At 42.7% G+C, this 22,883-nt stretch carries 15 protein-coding genes; 6 read left to right on the forward strand and 9 right to left on the reverse strand.

Translation table 11 applies throughout. From position 1 onward, the window contains the following. Nucleotides 1-103: 103 nt before the first annotated feature. Nucleotides 104-1,078, forward strand: coding sequence for an arabinan endo-1,5-alpha-L-arabinosidase (locus MTF66_RS22170; protein WP_239962190.1), 975 nt, complete (start codon nt 104-106; stop codon nt 1,076-1,078). An 84-nt stretch (nt 1,079-1,162) separates the two neighbouring features. Here the strand turns inward: MTF66_RS22170 and MTF66_RS22175 are convergent, their stop codons facing one another. From MTF66_RS22175 to MTF66_RS22190, 4 genes are all read right to left on the reverse strand, one after another. Further along, the gene (locus MTF66_RS22175; RefSeq protein ID WP_054562982.1) at nt 1,163-1,588 is read right to left on the reverse strand and encodes an FKBP-type peptidyl-prolyl cis-trans isomerase; all 426 of its coding nucleotides are present in this window, start codon (nt 1,586-1,588) and stop codon (nt 1,163-1,165) included. Between the two features lie 10 nt (nt 1,589-1,598). Further along, a complete protein-coding gene (locus MTF66_RS22180; RefSeq protein ID WP_248528785.1) occupies nt 1,599-4,040 on the reverse strand; it encodes a glycoside hydrolase family 127 protein in 2,442 nt (813 codons plus the stop codon). 77 nt (nt 4,041-4,117) lie between these two features. Beyond that, the gene (locus MTF66_RS22185) at nt 4,118-5,455 is read right to left on the reverse strand and encodes an MFS transporter (protein ID WP_248528787.1); all 1,338 of its coding nucleotides are present in this window, start codon (nt 5,453-5,455) and stop codon (nt 4,118-4,120) included. A 272-nt stretch (nt 5,456-5,727) separates the two neighbouring features. After that, complete coding sequence (locus MTF66_RS22190; RefSeq protein WP_248528789.1) at nt 5,728-8,544, reverse strand: TonB-dependent receptor; 2,817 nt, start codon at nt 8,542-8,544, stop codon at nt 5,728-5,730. A gap of 598 nt (nt 8,545-9,142) precedes the next feature. Between MTF66_RS22190 and MTF66_RS22195 the strand changes: the two genes are divergently transcribed. The 3 genes from MTF66_RS22195 (at nt 9,143) to MTF66_RS22205 (ending at nt 14,429) form a co-directional block, all read left to right on the forward strand. After that, nucleotides 9,143-10,105, forward strand: coding sequence for a glycoside hydrolase family 43 protein (locus tag MTF66_RS22195; protein ID WP_248528791.1), 963 nt, complete (start codon nt 9,143-9,145; stop codon nt 10,103-10,105). A gap of 354 nt (nt 10,106-10,459) precedes the next feature. Continuing rightward, entirely contained in the window at nt 10,460-13,879 is a 3,420-nt protein-coding gene (locus MTF66_RS22200) for a LamG-like jellyroll fold domain-containing protein (protein WP_248528793.1), read from the forward strand. 130 nt (nt 13,880-14,009) lie between these two features. Beyond that, on the forward strand, nt 14,010-14,429 hold the full coding sequence (locus MTF66_RS22205) for a hypothetical protein (protein WP_248528795.1): 420 nt from the start codon (nt 14,010-14,012) through the stop codon (nt 14,427-14,429). Nucleotides 14,430-14,454: 25 nt separating this feature from the next. On the opposite strand, the gene MTF66_RS22210 is transcribed toward MTF66_RS22205, so the two are convergent. Next, nucleotides 14,455-15,405: a diguanylate cyclase gene (locus MTF66_RS22210; protein WP_248528797.1), complete on the reverse strand. Its 951-nt coding sequence runs from the start codon at nt 15,403-15,405 to the stop codon at nt 14,455-14,457. Between the two features lie 592 nt (nt 15,406-15,997). Here MTF66_RS22210 and MTF66_RS22215 point away from each other — a divergent pair. Beyond that, nucleotides 15,998-16,432 (forward strand): DUF4019 domain-containing protein, encoded by a 435-nt coding sequence (locus tag MTF66_RS22215; RefSeq protein ID WP_248528799.1) that lies wholly within the window; start codon nt 15,998-16,000, stop codon nt 16,430-16,432. Nucleotides 16,433-16,605: 173 nt separating this feature from the next. Continuing rightward, entirely contained in the window at nt 16,606-17,001 is a 396-nt protein-coding gene (locus MTF66_RS22220; RefSeq protein ID WP_248528801.1) for a DUF4019 domain-containing protein, read from the forward strand. A gap of 414 nt (nt 17,002-17,415) precedes the next feature. Here the strand turns inward: MTF66_RS22220 and MTF66_RS22225 are convergent, their stop codons facing one another. From MTF66_RS22225 to araA, 4 genes are all read right to left on the reverse strand, one after another. Next, a complete protein-coding gene (locus MTF66_RS22225) occupies nt 17,416-19,365 on the reverse strand; it encodes an RICIN domain-containing protein (RefSeq protein WP_235576231.1) in 1,950 nt (649 codons plus the stop codon). Nucleotides 19,366-19,377: 12 nt separating this feature from the next. Beyond that, nucleotides 19,378-20,445, reverse strand: a complete 1,068-nt coding sequence (locus MTF66_RS22230; RefSeq protein ID WP_248528803.1) for an aldose epimerase family protein — start codon at nt 20,443-20,445, stop codon at nt 19,378-19,380. A gap of 215 nt (nt 20,446-20,660) precedes the next feature. Continuing rightward, nucleotides 20,661-21,245: an HAD family phosphatase gene (locus MTF66_RS22235; RefSeq protein WP_248528804.1), complete on the reverse strand. Its 585-nt coding sequence runs from the start codon at nt 21,243-21,245 to the stop codon at nt 20,661-20,663. A 136-nt stretch (nt 21,246-21,381) separates the two neighbouring features. Further along, nucleotides 21,382-22,881: an L-arabinose isomerase gene (gene araA / locus MTF66_RS22240; protein WP_054562995.1), complete on the reverse strand. Its 1,500-nt coding sequence runs from the start codon at nt 22,879-22,881 to the stop codon at nt 21,382-21,384. Nucleotides 22,882-22,883: the final 2 nt, after the last annotated feature.

Below are 22,883 nucleotides of genomic sequence, written 5' to 3' on the forward strand. Positions count from 1 at the left end.
TGTTAATATTGTATTACATATTATATAGTAGCTGAATGAACACAAGAGTTAAAACAACAAAAGGTATTCAAGCATGAGACCCGTAAGTAAGGTGACACACGCAATGAAATGGCTTTCAACAGGGCTACTTTTTTCTGCCGCAGCCGTATCTGCAAAGCAAGTTGAAGTACACGATCCGGTAATGACCAAAGAAGGCGACACGTACTATGTATTTAGCACAGGCCCAGGCATTACCTATTATGAATCGAAAGATTTAACCAACTGGAAACTCACAGGCCGCGTTTTTAAAGATGAGCCGAGTTGGGCAAAGCGTATTTCACCAAGCTTTGATGGCCACTTATGGGCACCTGATGTGTATGAGAAAAATGGTAAGTTTTACCTTTATTACTCAGTCTCTGCATTTGGCAAAAACACTTCGGCAATTGGTGTGACGGTTAATGAAACACTTGACCCATCATCACCTGACTACAAGTGGATTGACTATGGCATAGTGGTTGAATCAGTGCCTGAACGTGACGATTGGAACGCTATCGACCCTGCAATAATCGAAGATGACAATGGCACACCATGGATGAGCTTTGGTTCGTTCTGGGGTGGTCTTAAACTAGTAAAACTTGATGATGACATGGTGCGCTTAGCAAAACCTGAAAAGTGGCATCACATTGCGAGTCGCCCAAACACGGAGCATGGCCCAATTGAAGCACCTTATATCTTTAAAAAGAACGGCTATTACTACCTATTTGTTTCGTTTGATAAATGCTGCCGTGGCGTAGAGAGTACTTACAACGTACGCGTAGGTCGCAGTAAAAACATCGAAGGCCCATACTTAGATCAACAAGGTCGCTCTATGGTTGATGGCGGTGGCAGTTTAGTTATTGAAGGTAATAAAGACTGGGCAGCTCTTGGTCATAATGCTGCGTACACCTTTGATGGCAAAGACTATTTAGTATTACACGCCTACGAAACAGCCGATAACGGCGTGCAAAAGCTACGTATTTTACCAATGAGTTGGAAAAACGATTGGCCGGTTGTTAACCCAGCCGACCTGAATAAGCTTAAAACCAAGCTTAAGAAGTAATTATCCAACACACAAAAAAACCTGCAAAATTGCAGGTTTTTTATTTGCTTTAATGACCTAGTTTGAGGTTGAAAGTAGGTGTTATTAACTAAAATCAACCAAGGTAATATCAACGAGCATGGGGCTTTGGCAGCCTTGCTGATGCTTTTCTTCAATAAATGCGCTGTACACATCGCGCGCAAGATGCGCAGGTATTAGCACCTCAAAGCGACTACCTTTATTCATTAATTGCAATGCTTCTTGCAAGCCTACTATCGCCTCTGCAATTTCGTACTCTACAGCAGCACCTTGCTTGCGAGTATCAAATAACACCCGACCATTTGTAAGGGTAACGCGTTGATGCACAGTCACTGTGGCATCCCAACTAGGTTTATCCCCCTGACCCTGCTCAATCACTCTATAACCGAGCCCTGTCGGCGTTTGGTAAAAACTGTGTTGCTCAGCGCTGTTATCTAAAAGCGACGGTAAAACATGCTCTTTAGCCGTCGCAAACACATTGTTGCTTAACATAGCCAACTCTTTATTGTGCGTTGATTAAACGAATACCATAGATACCACCGGCAACAGAATCTTTGTCGGCAGCAAAACGTAAGGTAAGCGTTTTCGACTTTTTCATTGCTTCTGTTAATGGGTAATCAATGGTGTAGAACTCATCCGTTGGTTTACCTACAGGCAAACTAACTGCAGCTAATTGCTCACCATTTAAATTAATTGAGAAATGACGATCTACATCGCCAATAAAATAGCGAACACGCAAAGCAACCGCTTTTTGTTCTGGGTTACTAAGCTGATACTCAAACCAACCTGTCGCATCGCGCCAGTGATGACCATTATTAACACCTGCACGGGTTCCCTCACCTTTAAAGTCGTGTTCGACTTCAGGTTGTTGCTCACCCGGCGTAATTTGGTCAACGGTTAATAAACGAAGCTGTTCTTTCGCTTGCTCAGCCGCTTTTGCATCGGCAACAAATTGCGTGAACTCTGCTTCGCTTTGCTGCGGCCAATACACTTGATAGCGACTATCGTGTAAGCGGAAGAATGGAATTAGCTCTGTGCTCTTAGTGTTATCGATACCTTGCTTGGCAATCGCCACATTTTTATCGGCGATAAATGCAAGCTCTTGGCCCGGTTTACGAGTAAGATCAGCAATAAATTCTTCTGGCTCACTCAGCATGATTGGTAGAGCCTCTGGCGGACAGGTCGGCCCTGCAGCGATGTGGCCCATGCGGCTATTATCGGCAACAAAGTTAAGCTGCTCATTTGCAAATGCTTGTACTTTGGTAGCCATTACAACAGGCCCATACATCACAGAGTAATAATGCTGGCCATCAGGTAGCTGCTCAGTATAAAGCTTAGGACTAAGCTCAAAGGCAAGCTTATCACCGCTCTGCCATGCATGGCTGATACTGTAATAACCGTCTTTTTCGGTTGCGCTTACAGCTTGTCCATTTAAAGTAAAGCTCAGCTCACCTTGCTGCCAAGACGGTTTACGAATATGAATTACCGACTCAGTGCTTTGCCCTTCAGACAAACGATTCACGGTCAGTGAAACCTTGTTATCATCTGGAAATTGGCTGTCTTGCGTGATCTGTAAACCCTGCTGTTGCCAATTTAACGTGCTAGGAATAAACAAGTTCACCCATAGCTCTTTACCGGTATTGCTATAAATCAGCTCACCATATTTGCTGTGATTCTCAATACCTGAGCCTACGCAACACCACATTGAATCTTGCACTGACGAATACATGCGGTAATGCCCCGGGCGCATTGAGGTAAAGTAAACAAGACCGCCATGCTCTGGGTGTTGTGACGATAAAATATGGTTATATGTGGCGCGCTCATAATAGTCTAAATAGCGCGTATCACCGGTTTTTAAGAATAATAACTTACTAAGTTTCATCATGTTGTAAGTGTTGCAGGTTTCAGGGCCTTCAACATCTTCAACCATAGGCGTAAAGTCACTTTTATCATGGAAATGCTCACGTACCGAGTTACCGCCAATTGATACTGAGCGCTCTTGGCTGACTGTTTTCCAGAAAAAGTCTGCACCTTGCTGCCATGCTTTATCATCGCTGGCATTAGCCACTTTCAACATGCCAATAATTTTTGGAATTTGCGTATTGGCATGCAGGCCAGTTAACTTATCTTCTTTGTGTAATAAGGGTTCAATAATGATGTTATGAGAGAACTGACGCGCTAGTTTTAAGTAACGCTCATCGTCACTAATAAAGTACATATCTGCAAACACATCATTTAAGCCACCATGCTCTGAATACAGCATTTGTTGAACTTGTTCATCAGTTAGCTTCGCAGTGGTCGCTAAGAACCATTCGCCTAACTTAAATAGCATTTGTTTGGCTTTATCGCTACCGGCTACATCGTATGCATCACGCAAACCATGGAAGATTTTATCGATGTTATAAAGCGGCACCCAGCGGTCATTTAAGCTGAATAAATCGGCTTTGATTTCACCTTTTTCAATCTGCTGCCACATTTCATCGCCATTTGGGATACCGCCTAGGTAACCACCTGTGGCTTGTTGGGCGCGCTCCAGCTCACTCAGCATATAATCTAAACGCTGCTTTAATTCTTCGTCACCTGTGGCTGCCCACGCAAGGCTTAAGGCTGAAAGATAATGACCGCCAATATGGCCATCAAGGCCAGTGCTTTCCCAGTTGCCATAGTTAGGCGCTTTTGGCTCAAGGCCGGCTTCACGCAGATAAGGAGCAAGCAGCTGATCAGGATGAAGAGCTAATAAATAACGCACATTCGTTTGCTGCGCATGTAAAAACGGGCTGGCGCTTAAACTTACTTGATTTAGGGCAAATAAATGTTGTTCGCTGGTATGTTCAGCATGCTCGACAGCAGCTTGTTTAGTGTCTGTTGGCTGCTCACTGCAACCGGTCACAGTTAAAATTGCAGCGCAAACGCTTGCTAAATAGCTAACCTTGAATGTGTTCATACTGTTGTCTCCCAGCGAATTGTTATTTTAAAGAGCAAAGCGCACACACTTATTTAGTGTGTGCGTTTAAAGGGTGGTTATTTTGGTAGGCGCTTATGAATAACCATATCCGTATAGTACTCATCGGTAATTTTGTATTTTTTCAAAATCAGACCTAGTAAGGCGTGGAAAACACCCGGAATGATAGTTAGCATCAGCGCTAGGCCCATTAGTGTAAATTCGGTTTGCTCAACGTTAGGCTTGTACTCAAAAAATGCCAGTAATAAACCACCTGCTAAGCCCGCTAAACCGCCCCCGGCTTTTTGGCAGAATGAAATACCACCAAATGATAGGCCCGATGCACGAACGCCGTCTTTAATTTCACCGTAATCAACGGCTTCAGCAATGGCAGACCAGAATACTGGTGCATGTAAATCAACCACAAATGACAAGATGATATAAAACACAAACGCCGTCATCACATCGCCAGGTTGCACCACAAAGTACATTAGTAATGAAATAAATAGCACGGCAATTTGTGATTGACGGAATAGCTTCATTTTACAGTAACGCTGGGTGATCCACGTACTTGCCACCATTGAGACAATAGATGCTGCAATACCTGCACTGGTAAAGGCACCTGCTAAATCTGGTACACCTAAGTAATAGGTTGCGTAATACATAGCAACACTGCCACGAATCGCATAGCCAAGCGTACCAAGCACACATGCTGCACACAGTAGTAACCATTGGTCATTTTTAATAAGTACTTTTAATTGCGTAAGTACGCCTTCGGTTTGTGGCTCATGGGTAATACGTTCGCGAGTAGTAAAGAAGCAAAACAAAAATAGTGCTACGGCACATGCCGATACCAATGCCATTGCCAGTTTATAACCATACGACAAGCTGCCATCTCCCCAATATGTGGCAAGTAGCGGCACTGAAAATACGATCACTACATTAGCAATCTTAGCGAAGAACATACGGTAACCATTGGCTGACAAACGCTCTTTAGGATCGGCAGTTAATACACCAATGTAAGAGATGTAAGGGATAGCAACACCGGTAAACATCAAGGTCGCAAACAAGTACGTTGCATAAGCCCAAGCTAACTTCATGTTGTAGTCGAAATCAGGCGTGGTAAATAACAGTACGACCGATAAACCATAAGGCACAGATAAAAATAAGAACCAGTGACGGAATTGACCCCAGCGTGTTTTCACTTTGTCGGTGATCACCCCCATTAATGGATCGGTAAAGGCATCAACAAAACGCGCCACTAAGAACAACACACCCATATCAACTGGATCAAGTCCGTAGATATCGGTGTAAAAGAAAGACATAAAATAGAACAACGCTGCAACCATGACATTTACTGCCATGTCGCCGGCACCAAAGCCGACCTTTTCTACAACGGATAACTTTTGAGATTCCATACAACAACACCCTAATTGGTCAATAATGAGCCGCCGCTCACTATTTCAAGCAATGCTAAAAAGCTTTTAACATTGCGTATCAAATAAATTTATAGCCCTAGATATTACACAGCTTGGCCATTGCGTTCGTTATTTTTGTAAATTTAATGCTAATCTGATTAATAGTATTATCATACTTATTAAATCGCAACTCTTTTCGACCGATGGTTTGGTTTATAAAAACCAATAAAAAACCCCAGCAAAGCCGGGGTTTTTAGGTCTATAAAAGAAATTTAGAAAGAATAACGTGCGCCTAGTGCGAATGTACGTGAGTAGATACCGTTACCAAAGTTAAATAGGTTGTCGTTACCTTCACCGTAGTAGCTCTGATATACGTCATCTAGGATGTTCGTTGCATCAAAGGTTACAACAAAGTCATCATTCACATTGTAGCTAAATTGGAAGTCTAAGCTTTGCTCAGGACGATTCCAAAACTGAATCGGGTTAGCAAAGATTGCCGCTTCATTACCTGTGTAGAACTCAGAACGCCATACATAAGATAAGCGCATATCGAATGAATCACGCTCGTAGATACCGACGATGCTGTAAGATTCATCAGAAACACCTGTCATTTGCGAATCTACATAACCAGAAATTTCACCTAGCTCATTGAATTCTGGTGTATCTTGTTCTGAATCAAGCATCGTGTAGCTTGCTTGCACACCAAAACCGTTTAAGTACTCTGGTAGGTTTTCAGGGAAGTAAACTAAACCAACTTCTAAACCAGATAGTTCACCGTTTGAAGCATTCACTGGTGCACTTAATACGTATGGACGTGTTACGCCATCATCGCCTTCGCGCACAACTTGCTTACGACCCGCAACAACTAAGCCTTCGATTTCACGGTAAAAGTAAGCCGCGTAAAGTGAGCTTGTATCTGCGAAGTACCATTCAAGTGATACGTCGTAGTTCTTTGACTCTGTTGGTTTAAGCTCTGGGTTACCACCATTACCTGTACCGTATGTAGCACCTTCTGTTAATGGATCGTACCAGTATTGCAGCGCGTTCAAGTCAGCAAAGTTAGGCATACGTAATGTTTCTGTGTACGCAACACGACCCACTACATCATCAGTGATGTTCCAGTTAAGTACTAAGCTTGGTAGTAATGCGCTGCTATCTGCACTTGCTGAGCTTTCTTCAAATACATTTGAGTTCATACCGCCAGATTCAGCAACGAAGTCCATATCTTGCTCGTAGCTTACATAACGTAAACCAAACTCACCGCTGATATCATCCGTTAAGAAGAAGTTAGTTGTGGCATATAGCGCGTATGAATTTTCTTCGATATCAAATGTTTTATATACGTCTTCAGCTTCAATACCATATACGCTACGAACAGCATCGCCGTTATCTAGCATGTAACCACCGTCAGCAGTTACAAAGCTGTCGAATACGTCAGCACGGCCATCGAAATAATCATCAACTTGGAACACAATACCAGAACCATCACCTGCTGCACCCGCTGCTGCTAGCTGCTCAATTAAGCTAGCTACAGACGTGTTGGCAATACCAGTATCTTGACCACGCGTGTACTCTTGCGCAGTACGTTTTTCGTAACGGCCACCGAATTTCACTTTATCAAAATAAGTACCACCAATTAGGTATTCAGCATCAAATGTGAATGTTAGTGCATCGCCGGCATTACCACCGCCATTGTCATAAATAGTACCTGCATTCCAGTTTTCGATAGCAGCCATATCAGCTTCGTTTACCGCTGTGTTTGGATCATCCCAAAACGCGATGCCTGGTACGCCGTCTTTATCATTAAAATCAACATCAAGACCCGTCGCTACACGATCAAAACGCATTGCGAAGAAATCTGTTTCGTACTCACTGTCTTGGTAAACAACTTCAGTGTTGATAGTTAGGTAATCGCTTGCTAGCCACTCGGCACCTAGCGCATATAAGTAGCTATCTGTTTTACCATATGAAAAGTCACCACTTTGGAAACCGCCAGCGCCAATCGCTTGCTTTTCTTTAACCACATTAGTGCCATCAAACACAGTTGGTGTTTCAATGAAGCCGTTACCATTTTCAAACGTATTTGAGAACCACATCGCATTTTGCGATTCGTTTTCGTAACCTGTGTAGAAACCTTCAGCTGTGATTTCTAGGGTTTCATCTGGTGCCCACTGTAAAGATACAGACGCAGCAGGACGCTTACGAAGACCAGTATATGAAGTACCAAAAATAGCATCACGTGCAAGTAGGTATTCTGTTGGCTCGCCATTAACATCTAGAGTCGAACCTGACGCTGTCGGTAGACCTAACTCAGTACCTTGAGTCCAAAATTCATTTGGAACACGTGAATACGGTGAGTAGTTGTATTGTGGCTTATCAGTAAAGAATGGGAATGCAGCACCCGCTGTGATGGTGTCATCGCGGTAATGTGTTTCAGCGTATGAAAGATTAACTAATGCACCAAATTCACCAGCGCCGTCGATTTCCCAACGATTAGAAAGTAACGCACTGATATTTGGATCAACTTCATCTGGTTGATCTGAGTAAATCGCACGTGCCGCTAAAACAACTTTTTCACCTTCGAAGTTGAAAGGACGGTGAGTTTTAATATCAATCGCACCTGCGATACCGCGTTCGATTTGGTCCGCCGAACGGGTTTTATAAACTGTTACGCCTGAAAGTAAACTTGCAGGAATGTCTTGCAGCGCCACATCACGGCCCGCACCTGTAAAGATAGCGCGACCATTAACTGTGGTATTAACATCAGTAAGACCACGGATTGAAACCGCGCTTACTTCACCAGCACCACGGCCTGTTGTTTGTACACCCGTTACACGTTGTAATGCTTCAACTACGTTGTTATCAGGGAATTTACCAATATCTTCAGCAACAATTGCATCCACGATTTGAACGCTTGCACGTTTTTCATCTAACGCTTTGTTTAAACTGCCGCGAATACCTGATACTTGAATAACTTCCATCTCATCGACGTTATTCTCAGGAGTGTTTGGTGCTTCCTCCTGTGCAAAAGCAAATTGACAGGTAAATGCCATAACTACAGCACTGGCTATGTGTGTTCTTTTAAACATAAGCGGTGTTCTCCAAATTATAGTTATATCGGTCCGCTGAACTTTCCCCATTCAGTTACCGAAGAGTGACCACTGCATTGTGCATCGTGTGTTGTCAAAACGGTGCGCGAGTGTGTCTATATTTTTATGTTAATACATTGCTGCCTGAACTTTAATCATATTGTATGATTATTTAACAGTCAACTCAAAAAGCCAAATTAAAATAACCGCCATTATGTTTACAAAAAACGTTGCAATTATAACATGTTACAAACTCAAAGCATGCTGCGTTTTTGTTTTGGGGATTTATTAAGACCCATTATTATCAGCCACTTAGCGATTGTTCGTTCGCTTATTTAATTTGTCTTTCATTCATCCAGAGCAACAAAAAAGGGCTAACAAGTTATTTACCCAGCGTATTTTGATGCTACTATGATTAAAATACAATAATACAATATAGAGTTATTTTTTGCTGCACTTTTGCTGATTTGTTTCGATGTAAACAATCAGTTACTCAGTATAACCAGGCATACACTGTGTATTATCTGGTCACTTAGAGCGAGCTCTGGGTCGAAAAAGCTGCAGTTCGAACAACAATTATTAGTTACTAAGGACACTCATGAAGAAATTGAAAGCGTTAGCGCTGCCATTACTTTTTTCGAGCAGCTTAGCCGTTGCACAAAACCCATTATTTACCGATGTATTTACTGCAGACCCTGCTGCACTTGTTCACAATGACACCGTATACCTTTATACAGGTCATGATGAAGCTCCTAATAATGACGTGTTTTTTGAAATGCATGACTGGTTAGCCTTTTCATCAACAGATATGGTGAACTGGAAAAAGCACGGCCCAATTATGAAAGCAACAGACTTTAAATGGGCTAAAGGTCAGGCTTGGGCTTCACACATGATTGAGCGTGACGGCACTTTCTACTTCTTTACAACTGTTCGTCACAACGACACAAAACCAGGCTTTGCAATTGGTGTTGCAACTTCTAAGTCACCAACGGGTCCATTTAAAGATGCGATTGGCCATGCACTGGTTACCGATGACATGACCAAGCATACGCCAAATGATTGGGATGATATTGATCCGGCTATTTATACCGAAGAAAACGGCGATACTTACATGTTTTTTGGTAACTTAATGCCAAAATACGTAAAGCTAAGCGACGATTTACTCTCTCTTGATGGTGAAATTAAGACGCTAGACTTACCAAACTTTACCGAAGCGTTATGGGTTCATAAGAAAAACGACAACTACTATGTATCGTACGCATGTGAGTTCCCTGAGAAGATCTGTTATGCCATGAGCAAAAGCATTCATGGGCCATGGGAATATAAAGGTATCTTGAATGAGATCGCAGGTAACAGCGAAACTAACCACCAATCAATCATTGAATATAAAGGTAAAGACTACTTTATTTACCATACTGGTGCTGTACCACCGATTGATGGCAAACCAAGTGGCGGGCGTTTTCGCCGTTCAGTGGCGATTGAGCCGCTTTATTACAACGAAGATGGCACACTTAAACGTATTATCATGACCACTGAAGGTCTAAGTAAACAAGACAAGTAATCTCAAAAAGGGCTCTTTAAGAGCCCTTTTTAGTGTTCAAATGTAATACAAATAAACAAATTTACCGGAAAATCCTCACTTGCAGATAAGCTAAAAACTTCCCTAATAGAGCAAAAACAGCGAAAAAAGCGCCAAAATTGGCAACTTGAAAAAATTAAAATCACGCTGTACATATTGTAAACACTGACACTTCGTGTTTACATATCAATTACCTTTGCAAAAGTATTTGCACATTTTAAATCGTACTATAAAATTACAATACTACGTTCTTATTAGTTTGATATAGGCACGCGGCAATTTTATTGACAACAATCGAATAAAAAAATGAATCCCAGTTTCAAGAGGACACATAAAATGAAATTAAATAAATTAGCCATGGTCATAGCCTGCTCTTTGGCTGTTACAGGTTGTGGCAAAGAAGATGGTACTAAGCTTGACACAGCACCAGCGGTTGCCGACCCGCAAAGTGCAAAACCGACAGTAAGCAGCAGTGTTGAATACACTGAATCAGGTAGCGTAATGGTTACCAATGTAAGCGTGCACGATCCTTCTGTCGTTAAAGTTGACGACACTTATTATATTTTTGGTTCACACCTTGCTGCCGCTAAATCAACTGATCTCTTGAACTGGGAAATGATTTCGAGCCTTTCAGCTAACGCAGCCGTTAATGAAAGCCCATTATTTGATTACAACTACACAGGTGAAATTGCCGAAGGTATTGAATGGACAGACGGTTTTACAGGAAACTGGGCTGCCGATGTAATCAAAGCGCCAAATGGTAAATTTTGGTTCTACTATAACCACTGTGCACAAGATAACCCAGATACACCAGATGTTGTTGATGAAGTATGCTGGAACCGTTCTTACCTTGGTTTAGCTGAAGCTGACAATATTGAAGGTCCTTATACAAACAAAGGTATTTTCTTACGCAGCGGTTATCGTACAGAAGCGGAGTTTGCAGCTTACCCACTTGATAATGGCCAAACAACATGGAATGGTGCCGTTGATCCTAACGCCATTGATCCTGCAGCCTTCTATGATGCTGATGGCAAACTTTGGATGGTTTACGGCTCATACTCTGGCGGTATTTTCGTTCTAGCAATGGACGAAGAAACAGGTATGCCAGAAGCAGGTCAAGGCTATGGTAAAAAGCTAGTAGGCGGTGACTTCCGTGCAATGGAAGGTGCATTTGTAATGTACAGCCCAGAAAGTGAATACTACTACCTATTCTTCTCTGTTGCTGGTTTTGATCTTAATGGTGGTTACAACATCCGTGTTGCTCGCTCTAAAACACCAGATGGCCCTTACCTAGATAACGCAGGTAATGACATTGCAGCTATCGGCGGCTTAGAGGTCGGCGAAAAACTAATGGGCGGCTTTGAGTACACGCAAGAACTTGGCGAAACAGCACCAGCATGGGGCTACCAATCACCGGGCCATAACTCTGCTTACTATGATGAAGCGACAGGTCGTCATATCTTAGTTACGCATACACGTTTCCCACAAACGTCTACTGAGTTCCCAACCATTTCAGAAGCGCACCAAGTTCGCGTACATGAAATGTTCATTAACTCATTAGGTTGGCCTATGGCTTCTCCACAACGTTATGTGCCGCTTGAAGGCGACAACATGGTTGTAGCAGATGAGCTTTACGGCTATTACAAATTTATCAACCATGGTAACGATGTAAATACAGATGCTATTCGTTCAATGCATATTGCTTTAAACGAAGATCACTCAGTAACCGGTGATGATCCAGGTATCTGGTACATGATTGATGACTCAAATATTAAACTTGAGTTAGATTCTGGTACTTACTTTGGCGTGGCTAAATGGCAATGGGATGATGCAACTAAAGCAATGGCTGTAACTGTGTCAGCTACATCAAGCGAAGGCGCTACCATTTGGGCAAGTAAACGTGATGAAATTACGGATACTGCAAACGTGCTGGGTACTGTTCAAGAAGCGCTTGATATCAAAACTGAATTATCAATCGCTGACGAAGGCTACTCATTACCAACGAAAGGTAAAGACGGTGCTGCAATTAACTGGGAAAGCAGTGATGAATACTACATCACCAGTGAAGGCTCTGTATTCATTCCAACGCCAGATCGTGGTGATAAAGCGGTTACTTTAACGGCTAATATCTCTTTAAACGGTGAAAGCACGACTAAAACATTTAATGTAAATCTAGAAGCGCGCCCAGAGTTTAAAAATGCGATTGCACACTATGCATTTGAAGATTCACTCAGTGATGGCTTAGGTAACCTTGATGATGCGGGTGTAACAGATAACAACATGTTAAATGTGGGTGCTGGTACAGCTGCATACGCAGAAGGTCAAACAGGTAAAGCATTTAATTTTGATGGTGCAACGGGTGTTCGTTTACCTGATGAGTTAGTAACAGGCGATGAGTACACTATTTCGTATTGGTTTAAGCCAACAGTACTAACTAACTTCACGCCTACATTCTTCGCATCAACCTCTGATGCACGTTGGATGAGTTTGATCCCGGGTAGTACTCACTTTACAACAACACCAATGCTTTGGAGCCGTTACTTAGCTGATGATGGCACAGATATGTGGAACCAAATCATCTCTGACTCTCCAGCGGTAATGGATTGGAATCATATTGCAATCACTTATGCTAATGGCACTGCAACACTTTATCGTGATGGTGTACGTGCAGGTTCGATGCCTCGCCCTGACTTCTTTAGCGAACAAACAGGTAACTTTGCCCTTGGTGTGAACTACGGCTGGGATTTACCTTTCCAAGGTCAAATTGATGAATTCATCGTTTATGACTACGCGCTAAACGGTCTAGACATTAATGGTGCGGCTATCAATAACCTGACAGATCCGACTAAATTCGAGAGCTTCATTACTGACGCGCTTGATTTAGGTGATGTATCGGCAGTACGTGAAAGCTTTGAGTTACCGCGTGTAGGTCCATTTGTATCTGGTATTAGCTGGACGTCAAACAACGAAGAGTACTTAAAACCGGTTAATGGCACAGCTGTTGTGACACAACCTAGCGCCTCTGCTGGCGACCAAGTAGTGACATTAACTGCAACTATTAACTACAAAGACTTTACTGATACTAAGTCATTCGATGTAACCTTAAAATCACTTGCACCTGCTGAATACAGCTTCGAAGGTGACTTAAGTGCATTAAACGGTGCATATGCAGCGGGTAAACCAACGGGTGGTTTCATCAACAACACTGGTGGTAACGTAACTTTTGTTGACGGTATCATAGGTCAAGCAGTATTCCTTGAAGGTTCAGGTGTTCGTTTACCGGATAACCTAATCACGACCAATGACTACTCAGTATCTATGTGGTTAAAACCTGAAACCTTCACTGATTACACTACAGCGTTCTTCGCAGGTGCAAGTGCAGGCTCTTGGTTAAGTTATGTGCCATCTATGGCTGGTACAGGCCTAACTCGTTTATGGGCAAATAACGGCGCCTTCTTCGATAATGCAGAACTAGATAGCCGTATTCCAGCAAAAGAATGGACACATGTTGCATTCACTGTTGATGGTACGAACGGTGATGTGTTGAAGATGTATGTTAACGGTGAATTACAGCTAGAAACCGATGGCTTCCCGCGTGTATTCACGGTTCCTGGTGAAACAAATGAGTTTGCACTCGGTGTTAACTACTGGGATACACCTTATAACGGTGCTATCGATGAACTGAAAATTTTCAACGGTGCGATTAGCGCTGAAGAAATAAAAGCACTCTTTGATGCAGCTGCTGCACAGGAGTAACAAAGTGAGGTGAGCTGCCTCACCTCAACTATTTGTTGTCTGGAAAGGCCGGGTGAAAACCCGGCTTTTTTCTAAAGCTTTAGTACCCCTTGCCGATACATAGCTATCTTTACCTTTAAACTCAATCGTTATGGCTATTAACTCATTAGCAAATGCGTTAACTATCTCAAACGCAGATACAGCAAGCAGTAATACCAGTTCAAAAGTAGGCTACAAACTCAGCAGCCAAGAGATGAATAAACTCTCTGGTCGTGAAACAGAGACCGCTCAAAAAGAAGAAGTATCTAGCGAACTCCCCGCGCATATTCGCAAAATGGTTGAGCAACTCGAAAAGCTCAAAGAACAACTCGAACTTGCCAAAGAGCAATTAGCCAAACTGCAAGCGCTCAAAAACCAACAAGACGAAGCTGTAAAAGTGCAAGTTGAAACGCAGACCAAGATGGTTATGGAAATCCAAACGCAAATAATGTCTCTTAGCCAATCAATTAGCGACGCGCTAAAAGAAGCTGGTATCAGCGACCCTGGAGTGCTAATGAATGTCTTAGTATAAAACTTTAGGCTTTAGGCTTTAGGCTTTAGGCTTTAGGCTTTAAACAGTATTGATTACGCCCGTTCTCTTTGGCTTCATACAGATTTTCGTCAGCCTTTAAGAAAAGTGTCTTCCAGTCTCTTGGAGATTCCGGAACAGTCACCCCACCAATTGAAATAGTTAAATAACCACTCGGTGAGTCTTCATGGGGTATATGCTCTTCGTGCAATAGGTCTATTATTCGTTTTGCCACCAACTGACAACCATCATGATTAGTGTGCGGAAGAACTATGGCAAACTCCTCACCACCCCAACGTGAAATAAAGTCAGTGTCGCGTGCTAATGCTCTTTTGACTGTGTTAGTAACTGATACAAGCGCTGCATCACCAGCCAAATGGCCATAACGGTCGTTATATTTTTTAAAATAATCAATATCCAGTAATAACACAGAGACTTCGGGTGACTCATGTCTTGCACTCAGTTGATTCATCACCACCTCTAAATAGCGTCGATTAAAAACTTTAGTGAGCGAGTCAATCATTGAGGCTTCTTTATGTTGCTCAAGCAAGGCACTGTATTTTAGTTCTTTTTCTACACGCTTTTGCAGTGTTACTGCACTGTAAGGTTTAGCAATAAAATCATTGCATCCTGCGTCCCAAAATTTATATTCAAAGCTTGCATAGGCTTCGCCAGTTAACATGATTATGGGTGTATGCTCAAACGCAGGAACACTGCGAATGCTCTGACACAGATCAATCCCGTCCATACCTGGCAACCGGTAATCAAGTAAAAAAAGTGAGACCTTTAAATCACCTAATAGCTCTAACAATTGCTCGGCTGATGAGAAGCGCCTGAGATTGTACTTAGGTGATAGCACTTTGTTGATAACAGTAAAATCAAGATCACTGTCTTCAACCAAAACAACATTGCTTTCAAGTGTTGCTTGATTCAGCTCCTTTTCAGCTTTTTTTCGTAATAAATTAAGCGAACTATCCATATAAAGTTTACCCCTATTGGTTCACCGTTGAGGGTAGTTTGCATTATCGGGATTTTCAAGTGACGACAAATAGCAAGGCTTCCAACCTGTGAATAATGGCTTTTAGGTTTGGACTGTGCCTTCACGGCTATAGCCAATTTTCTCCTTTCTAACTTTTCCCTTTCTAACTTTTCCCTTTCTAACTTTTCCCTTTCTAACTTTTCCCTTTCTAACTTTTCCCTTGCTAACTTTCCCCTCGCTAACTCCTCTCTGAAAACCCAAAAAGGGTCAAAAACCCAGTAACTATGCGGGCTCTGAAATATCGAGCATGCAAATACGAAACTTCCTTAGCAGCAAAAACAAGTGTTATTTATGGTCATTGTCGTTACATTTTGTAGCTATTAAAACGAATTGTTTTGTTTAATAAATCAACAATATAAACTTAACAATCTAAACTACATCGCCACTTTTCGAACTCAATTGCAAAGATCGCTCAAATAAAAAACAACACTTAAATCCCACCAAAAAGCCTTCTCTAGTACTTTTTCAGTATAGAAATTAACCAACTCATTCGTATTATGAATTCACCCTATGAACGAAGTGAGGGCGTCTTATGCGTCAAATTTTATTACTTTCTGTAAATGGATTTACGCTACAAAAACTGTTTTTACTGGCATCATTATTGGTGTGCTTTTTCACCTCAGCTGAAGAAACAAGCCCTATTTCAACAGCGAGAGCATGGTTAACCTTGGTCGATTCAGGAGAGTACCACGAGAGCTGGCAGCAAGCTGATCAGGTCTTTCAAAACACCACGCCCAAAGCTCGCTGGCAAATGGCCTTAGATCAAATACGCGTTCCTTTAGGCCGAGTTATGTCTCGCACCTATTTTGGCACAGCAGAATATAACTCATTACCCGGCCTGCCAAATGGTGAGTATTTAGTGGTCAAGTTTCAAACCGAGTTTATGAATAAAGAGGCTGTAGTTGAAACGCTCAGCCTTAGCAAAGCCGCCGATGGCTGGCACCCACTAGGCTATCTGATCGATTAATTTAGAGCAGCGCAAAGCACCTTGAGCTATGTGCTGTAAGATTTATCGGCAGTCAAAATGCTTATCTGCGGGAAAATAAACCGCACAATTGATGAATAGTATTTATTGTTCGTCGCCGTAACATAAAAACACTTCAAGACGAATTCAATAAACAACAAGTAAATGGAATTGCTATGAGAAAAACGCTCTTACTAATCATTTTTTTAAGCTGCTTTTGTGCAAATGCTGAGGAGCTCGAAGTTATTCATCGCGCTAAAAGCTGGCTTACGTTAATCGACAACGGTCAGTATCAGCAAAGTTGGCAGCAAGCAGACTTATTATTTAAACAAGCGATGCCACAAAGCAACTGGAGTAAAGCGTTAAAACAAGTTCGGGTACCGCTTGGCAAGGTGGTTTTACGTAAGAATTTAAGCCTGATGAATTATGACTCTTTACCCTCTCTTCCTGATGGTGAATACGTGATCATTCAGTTTCAAAGCCAATTTATGAATAAAGAGCAGGCCATTGAAACAATTAGCCTCAGCAAAAATAGTGGCCAGTGGCAACCTATCGGTTATTTTATTAATTAGGGGTTATATTTAGGTTTTAGGCTCTAGGTTCTAGGTTCTAGGATTGCATTGTAGAAAGGCTTTAGCCGTGAAGATTATGTGATGGACAAAATTCGGCACTAAAGTACCTCCTACGTGGGGTTTTATATGCAATGCAGAGGCATGAGAAGGTTTTGATGGATTATGTTGGGTTTCGCTTCGCTCAAACCAACCTACCCGAAGAATGAGCAGGGCAAGTAGTGTGGTAGGCGTCACGCTTGCTTGCCGCGTCATGAAATCAACACCCTACGAGCAGACAGACATATCACCAACATACCACTCGGCTTGGAACTTTACTCTCGCTAACTTTACTCTCGCTAACTTGCAGCTGACAGCCACAAAAAAAGCCACTCATAAATGAAGTGGCTTTGGTTGAGTCGATTTTTTACTTATAACTTAATTTGGTTCACGCAGATGGAACACTTGGCACTTGTTACCTAAATCAGGTTGTTGTGCGAAGTTAGTGTTTTCAGCTAAACCACAGTTACTTAAGCCAAGCGCTTGTTTTGTGTAGCGGTTGATAAGCATCACACCACCACCTTCTACTGGAGCAATGCGCCACTGTGCTGTTTTCGCTGCACAAGAGGCCATTTCTACGTTGGCACCTGGTACTAAGGCGTTATCAGCTACCGCAGCACAGAACTCGCTGTCAGCGCTTTGTTTAAGGCTTACATAGCCAGTATCTGTTGGTGTGAAGAACCATTGCTGTGCATCTTTATGCGTGTAAGCTTGTTGCTCAACATTGGTACCTGCTTTAACTGTATCCGCCACGCTAAGTGCTTTACCACTTTGCTGGCTTAATACTACAACACTACCCATTGGGCGTAATTGCCAATCACCACACGCTGTTGCGTCACTTTGCTGTAAAACCGCTTGGTTTTGTGCAGCAGAACAACCAGCAACCGCTAATGGTTTGCCTGTGTAACGGTTAGTAATAGATACATTACCATCTGTGCTTGGTGCTACTTTCCATTGCTGGCAGAAGTTATTACGCCATGCTGCAGATTGTACTTTAGCGTTATCTGCGTCATTACAGCTTTCAAGCTCTAAGAACTTGCTGTCTTCACGGTTAGCTAAACGAACAAAACCATCTGTTGTTGCATCAATAACCCATTGACCATTGGTGCTTGCACACTGACGTTGCACAGCACGTGCATCTTGTGGATCAGCTGCGATGTCTAAACATAAGCCACTTGTTGCATTCACTAATTGATAGCGCTGACCTTGTACTCGCGTTACCAGTGGACCGTATTCACCTGATGGCGGAGCTACTTCAACGCCTGGTGTTAATGGTTTACCAAAGCTTGGCGTGCCATCGTCGTTCCAAGTAAATTTTTGCGCACGTAATGAACGAGTCGCACTACAACCGTGCTCTACCGAATCATTACCGTGATAAACTAACCAGTCTTCTGTACCGTCTGGCGATGTGAAAAAGCCGTTGTGACCTGGGCCAAACACTTCTTCTGTACGCTCAAATACTGGCTTGTCGTATTTTTTCCAGCTGCTCGCTTTAAGTGGGTCGTCACCAACAAGCTCAAGCATACCTAGTTTGTAATCAGGAGTATTACAGAAGCTTGCTGAGTACGTCATAAACGTACGACCATTATGCTGTAAAATTTCAGCACCTTCAGTTACTTTACGACCACTGATTTCCCAATCTAGCTCAGGACGCGTAATCACCGTATGCGGTGAGTTCTCTTTCAGTGTCCACGGATCTTCCATTTCAGCAATAATGTTTAATTGCTGATCGCCTTGCCATTGTGAGTAGATCACATATAGCTTGTCTTTGTATGTTAAGTAGTTACCGTCGATGTTCCATACGTTAGGCATTAATGCGCCCTTGTATTCGTATGGACCCATAGGATCGTCACCAGCACTTTCTAATACATTTAAGTGTTGGTTATCTAAAGTGCCATCAGTACCGGCTGTGTACATCATGTACCAACGGTAGCCGTTTGGTCCTTTTAGGCGGTGGAACTCAAACGCCCAAAAGTTACAACAGCGCTCAGGATTTGAATCAGACCAAACATTGACTGGTGTTGCATCAGCAAGGCCAGCTAGTGTTGGTGATTTACGCATCACTAACTCAGATGTCCATGTTGTTGTGGTTAGGTAATAGTTACCATCCCAGTACTCAAGCCATGGATCGGCGCCATTAGGAAAAAGTGGGTTGGTAAAAATACCATTATCTTGGATTGGCGCTTTTTCTGTGGCTGCCACGTCAGTTTTCTTAGCTGTGTTGTCTTCAGCTGTAGTCTGACAACCAGTCAGTGCACCAAACGACAAGGCAAATACGCTGGCTAAGCCAGCCTTTTGCATTGCGCTTTTAAGCTTTGTTGTTTTCACGATTGTGTTCCTTTATTTTGTACCAAATTCGTACACGATGCGTGTTGAATACACGTCACCCGGTAATAATGTTGTGCTTGGGAACGTTGGCTGATTTGGTGCATCAGGGAAATGCTGTGGCTCTAAACAAAAACCACTTCTGAAATTATGCACTAAGCCAGACGCTTGCTGAGTACTACCATCTAAGAAGTTACCTGAATAAAACTGTACTGCAGGCTCTTCTGTGTAAACTGTTAACGTACGGCCAGAGTTTGCTTCGTAAACCGTAGCAGCTTCAATTAGTTCATTGCTTGGCGTGTCTTTAAGCACAAAGTTATGGTCATAACCTTTACCAAGTTTCAGTTGTTCGTTGCTTGCTTTGATATCTTGACCGATTGCTTTAGCAGTACGGAAGTCAAACGGTGTGCCTGCAACATCCATCAACTCACCAGTTGGGATCAAGCCGCCATCCACAGGGGTAATTGCTTTTGAGTTAATTTGTATTTGGTGATCAAGAATGTCGCCTTTACCAGCTAGGTTGAAGTAGCTGTGTTGCGTCATATTGATGATGGTAGGCTTGCTTGTTGTAGCAATAAACTGCATATCTAACGTGTTGTTGTTCGTTAGCGTGTAAGTTACTTCAGTCGTCACTTCACCCGGGTAGCCTTGGTCGCCATCAGGGCTCACTAAGCTTAAGGTAACACCAGCACTGTTTTGCGTCGTGAACGGTGTCATGTTCCACACTTTTTTATCGAAACCTTGCACACCACCATGTAAGTGGTTGTCACCATCGTTGGTTGCTAATTGGTATTCAGTGCCATTTAACGTGAATTTACCGTTTGCGATACGGTTACCAAAACGACCGATGATTGCACCGTAGTAAGTTGTCGCTTTTGTGTATGCTTCTAGGTTATCTAAACCCAGTACAATATTACCCATTTCGCCTTTTGCATCAGGTGTTTCAATACGCGTGATAATGCCGCCGTAGTTGATTACATCAACGCTAATACCATTGCTGTTAGTCAGCGTTACTTGATTAACTGGCGTTTGATCTGCCAGTACGCCATAGGCCGTCATTGATGCTGAAGGGGAAGTAGTCATATTGTCTCCTTGATGAGCACAAGCTGGTGTAAAGGCAATCCCACATGTCACCAACAATGCATAAAGCCCGCGCGACTTTTTCGTGTTCGAACTGGCTGTTTGATGAGTTGTTTTTAAACCTTGGAAAACACATTGCAATGACATATGAATAACCTTTTTGTAATTGTATTTATAGTTTTATAATACAAATAAGGGTGTCATTGCAACTTTAATCGCTAAAGTTGGATTTTTCCGTCTTTCACCATGATGCAATCCATTCCCGCACTTTTGGCAGCTTGATAACCAATTTGCGTGTCTTCAAACACCACGCATTGGCTTGGCTCAACACCTAACTGCTCTGCTACTTTTAAGAATGTTTCAGGATTTGGCTTACCTTTACTTACATCACTGGCAGTCACTAACGCGCCAATTTTATTTATTAAATTGGTATCAGTTAGATGATCAATTGCATGTTCGCGGTCAGCACCTGTGCCCACGCCCATAGGTAATACACCATGGTACTTTTCAAGTACTGCGACGGTTTCGTCAATCACTAGCGGTTGGTGCTGTAAATCAACCCAAAACTGGTGTTTATCTTGTGCCACAACCAGAGGGTCGTGCTCTAAACCAAATTTTTCGTTAAGCATTTCAATTGTTTTAACGGTCGGAATGCCACCTAAGCTGTACATGTAGTCGTAATCGAATGGGTAGCCATAGGCTTCGCAAGCTTTTTGCCATGCCTGTAAGTGACTGCCCATTGAGTCAATTAAGGTGCCATCCATATCAAAAATAATGCCTTGGTAGGCGCTTAAATCGATCATATCTACTCCTAAAATGTTTCGCTTCACAATAGCATAAGCCAGCGAAGAGCGAGGCTCATCACTGGCTTAATCGACAACAAAATTTGGGGTGAACGTGCTCACACACAGCACGTTCTAGTACATAAAGTACTAATTCTTACACGCCACGTTTTAGCATGTAGTAAGCTGCGTTATGACGAAGCTCTGTTTTGAAACCACGGATCGTCGTATCGTTATCGATGATCATAGTTTCAACGCCAGCCATTTCAGCAAAATCGATAATCATATCGGTTGTTACTGCTTGGCTGTATGCAGTGTGGTGTGCACCACCGGCGTGGATCCATGCAGCTGATGCTACAGATAGGTTTGGTTTTGGTTCCCAAAGCGCTGAAGCAACCGGTAAGTGAGGTAAATCAGCTGGCGGAGCCACTGTATCTACTTCGTTAATAAGAATACGGAAACGGTTACCCATATCAATTGGTGATACGTTGATTGCAGCACCCGGTTTTGCAGTAAACAATAAACGACCTACATCACATTTAACACCGATAGTGTGCTGGTGAACTTCAAGACGTGGTTTTTGTGCTGCAATTGAAGGACACACTTCTAACATGTGCGCGCCAAGTACTTGGTCAGTCTCACCCATGTTGTAAGTGTAATCTTCCATGAATGAACAACCGCCGTCACGGCCTTCACCCATTACTTTCATGATGCGAACCATAGCAGCTGTTTTCCAGTCACCCTCACCACCGTAACCATAGCCTTTCGACATTAGGCGCTGTGTAGCAAGACCTGGAAGACCAGAAAGACCTGATAAGTCTTCAAAACAGTTAGTGAATGCTTTAAAGCCGCCTTTCTCTAAGAAACGCTCCATACCAAGCTCTAAACGTGCTTCGTTGCGTAGCATTTTCACTGCGTAATCGTCTTGTAGAGTTTCGTCAGCAATTACGTAGTCTTGCTTATAAAGCTCTAACTGTGCATCAACTTCTTCTTCAGTGATAGTATCAACCACTTTTACAAGCTCAGCGACACCAAAGGCGTGTACTTCATAACCAAAAGTAATTTGCGCTGAAACTTTGTTACCTTCAGTAACCGCAACTTGACGCATGTTGTCGCCAAAACGCGCAACCTTAAGTGTTTGGCTTTCTGCCCAACCTTTTGCCGCACGACACCAGTCATCTAACTGCTGTTGTACGTCAGCACGTTGCCAGTGACCTGCAACAACTTTACGCTCTTTACGCATTACAGTACCGATGAAACCGAACTCACGGTCACCGTGTGCACTTTGGTGCGTATTCATGTAGTTCATGTTGATGTCAGACCAAGGAAGGGCTGCATTGAACTGAGTATGAAGGTGTAACCAAGGCTTACGTAATTCGCTTAGGCCAGCAATCCACATTTTCGCAGGAGAGAAAGTGTGCATCCATAAAACTAAACCAACACAGTTAGGATCCGTATTTGCCGCTTGGCAAACAGCGTGAATTTCTTCAGGTGACTTAACGGTAGGCTTACATACCAAGTTTACTGGTAGATTAGCTTCGCTGTTTAAGCCCGCTACAATTGCTTCGCTGTCTTTGGCAACCGTTTCTAACACCTTAGGACCATAAAGATGTTGTGAGCCGGTAACAAACCAGACTTCTTTCGTCATCGTCGTCATGT

It is taken from the genome of Pseudoalteromonas sp. 2CM39R, from assembly GCF_023161845.1.

Coding starts and splice junctions, on each gene's coding strand:
- MTF66_RS22230 (WP_248528803.1), bottom strand. CDS start 20,445: ATGACTACTTCCCCTTCAGCATCAATGACGGCCTATGGCGTACTGGCA.
- MTF66_RS22215 (WP_248528799.1), top strand. CDS start 15,998: ATGCGTCAAATTTTATTACTTTCTGTAAATGGATTTACGCTACAAAAA.
- MTF66_RS22205 (WP_248528795.1), top strand. CDS start 14,010: ATGGCTATTAACTCATTAGCAAATGCGTTAACTATCTCAAACGCAGAT.
- MTF66_RS22185 (WP_248528787.1), bottom strand. CDS start 5,455: ATGGAATCTCAAAAGTTATCCGTTGTAGAAAAGGTCGGCTTTGGTGCC.
- MTF66_RS22195 (WP_248528791.1), top strand. CDS start 9,143: ATGAAGAAATTGAAAGCGTTAGCGCTGCCATTACTTTTTTCGAGCAGC.
- MTF66_RS22235 (WP_248528804.1), bottom strand. CDS start 21,245: ATGATCGATTTAAGCGCCTACCAAGGCATTATTTTTGATATGGATGGC.
- MTF66_RS22190 (WP_248528789.1), bottom strand. CDS start 8,544: ATGTTTAAAAGAACACACATAGCCAGTGCTGTAGTTATGGCATTTACC.
- MTF66_RS22180 (WP_248528785.1), bottom strand. CDS start 4,040: ATGAACACATTCAAGGTTAGCTATTTAGCAAGCGTTTGCGCTGCAATT.
- araA (WP_054562995.1), bottom strand. CDS start 22,881: ATGACGACGATGACGAAAGAAGTCTGGTTTGTTACCGGCTCACAACAT.
- MTF66_RS22170 (WP_239962190.1), top strand. CDS start 104: ATGAAATGGCTTTCAACAGGGCTACTTTTTTCTGCCGCAGCCGTATCT.
- MTF66_RS22175 (WP_054562982.1), bottom strand. CDS start 1,588: ATGTTAAGCAACAATGTGTTTGCGACGGCTAAAGAGCATGTTTTACCG.
- MTF66_RS22200 (WP_248528793.1), top strand. CDS start 10,460: ATGAAATTAAATAAATTAGCCATGGTCATAGCCTGCTCTTTGGCTGTT.
- MTF66_RS22210 (WP_248528797.1), bottom strand. CDS start 15,405: ATGGATAGTTCGCTTAATTTATTACGAAAAAAAGCTGAAAAGGAGCTG.
- MTF66_RS22220 (WP_248528801.1), top strand. CDS start 16,606: ATGAGAAAAACGCTCTTACTAATCATTTTTTTAAGCTGCTTTTGTGCA.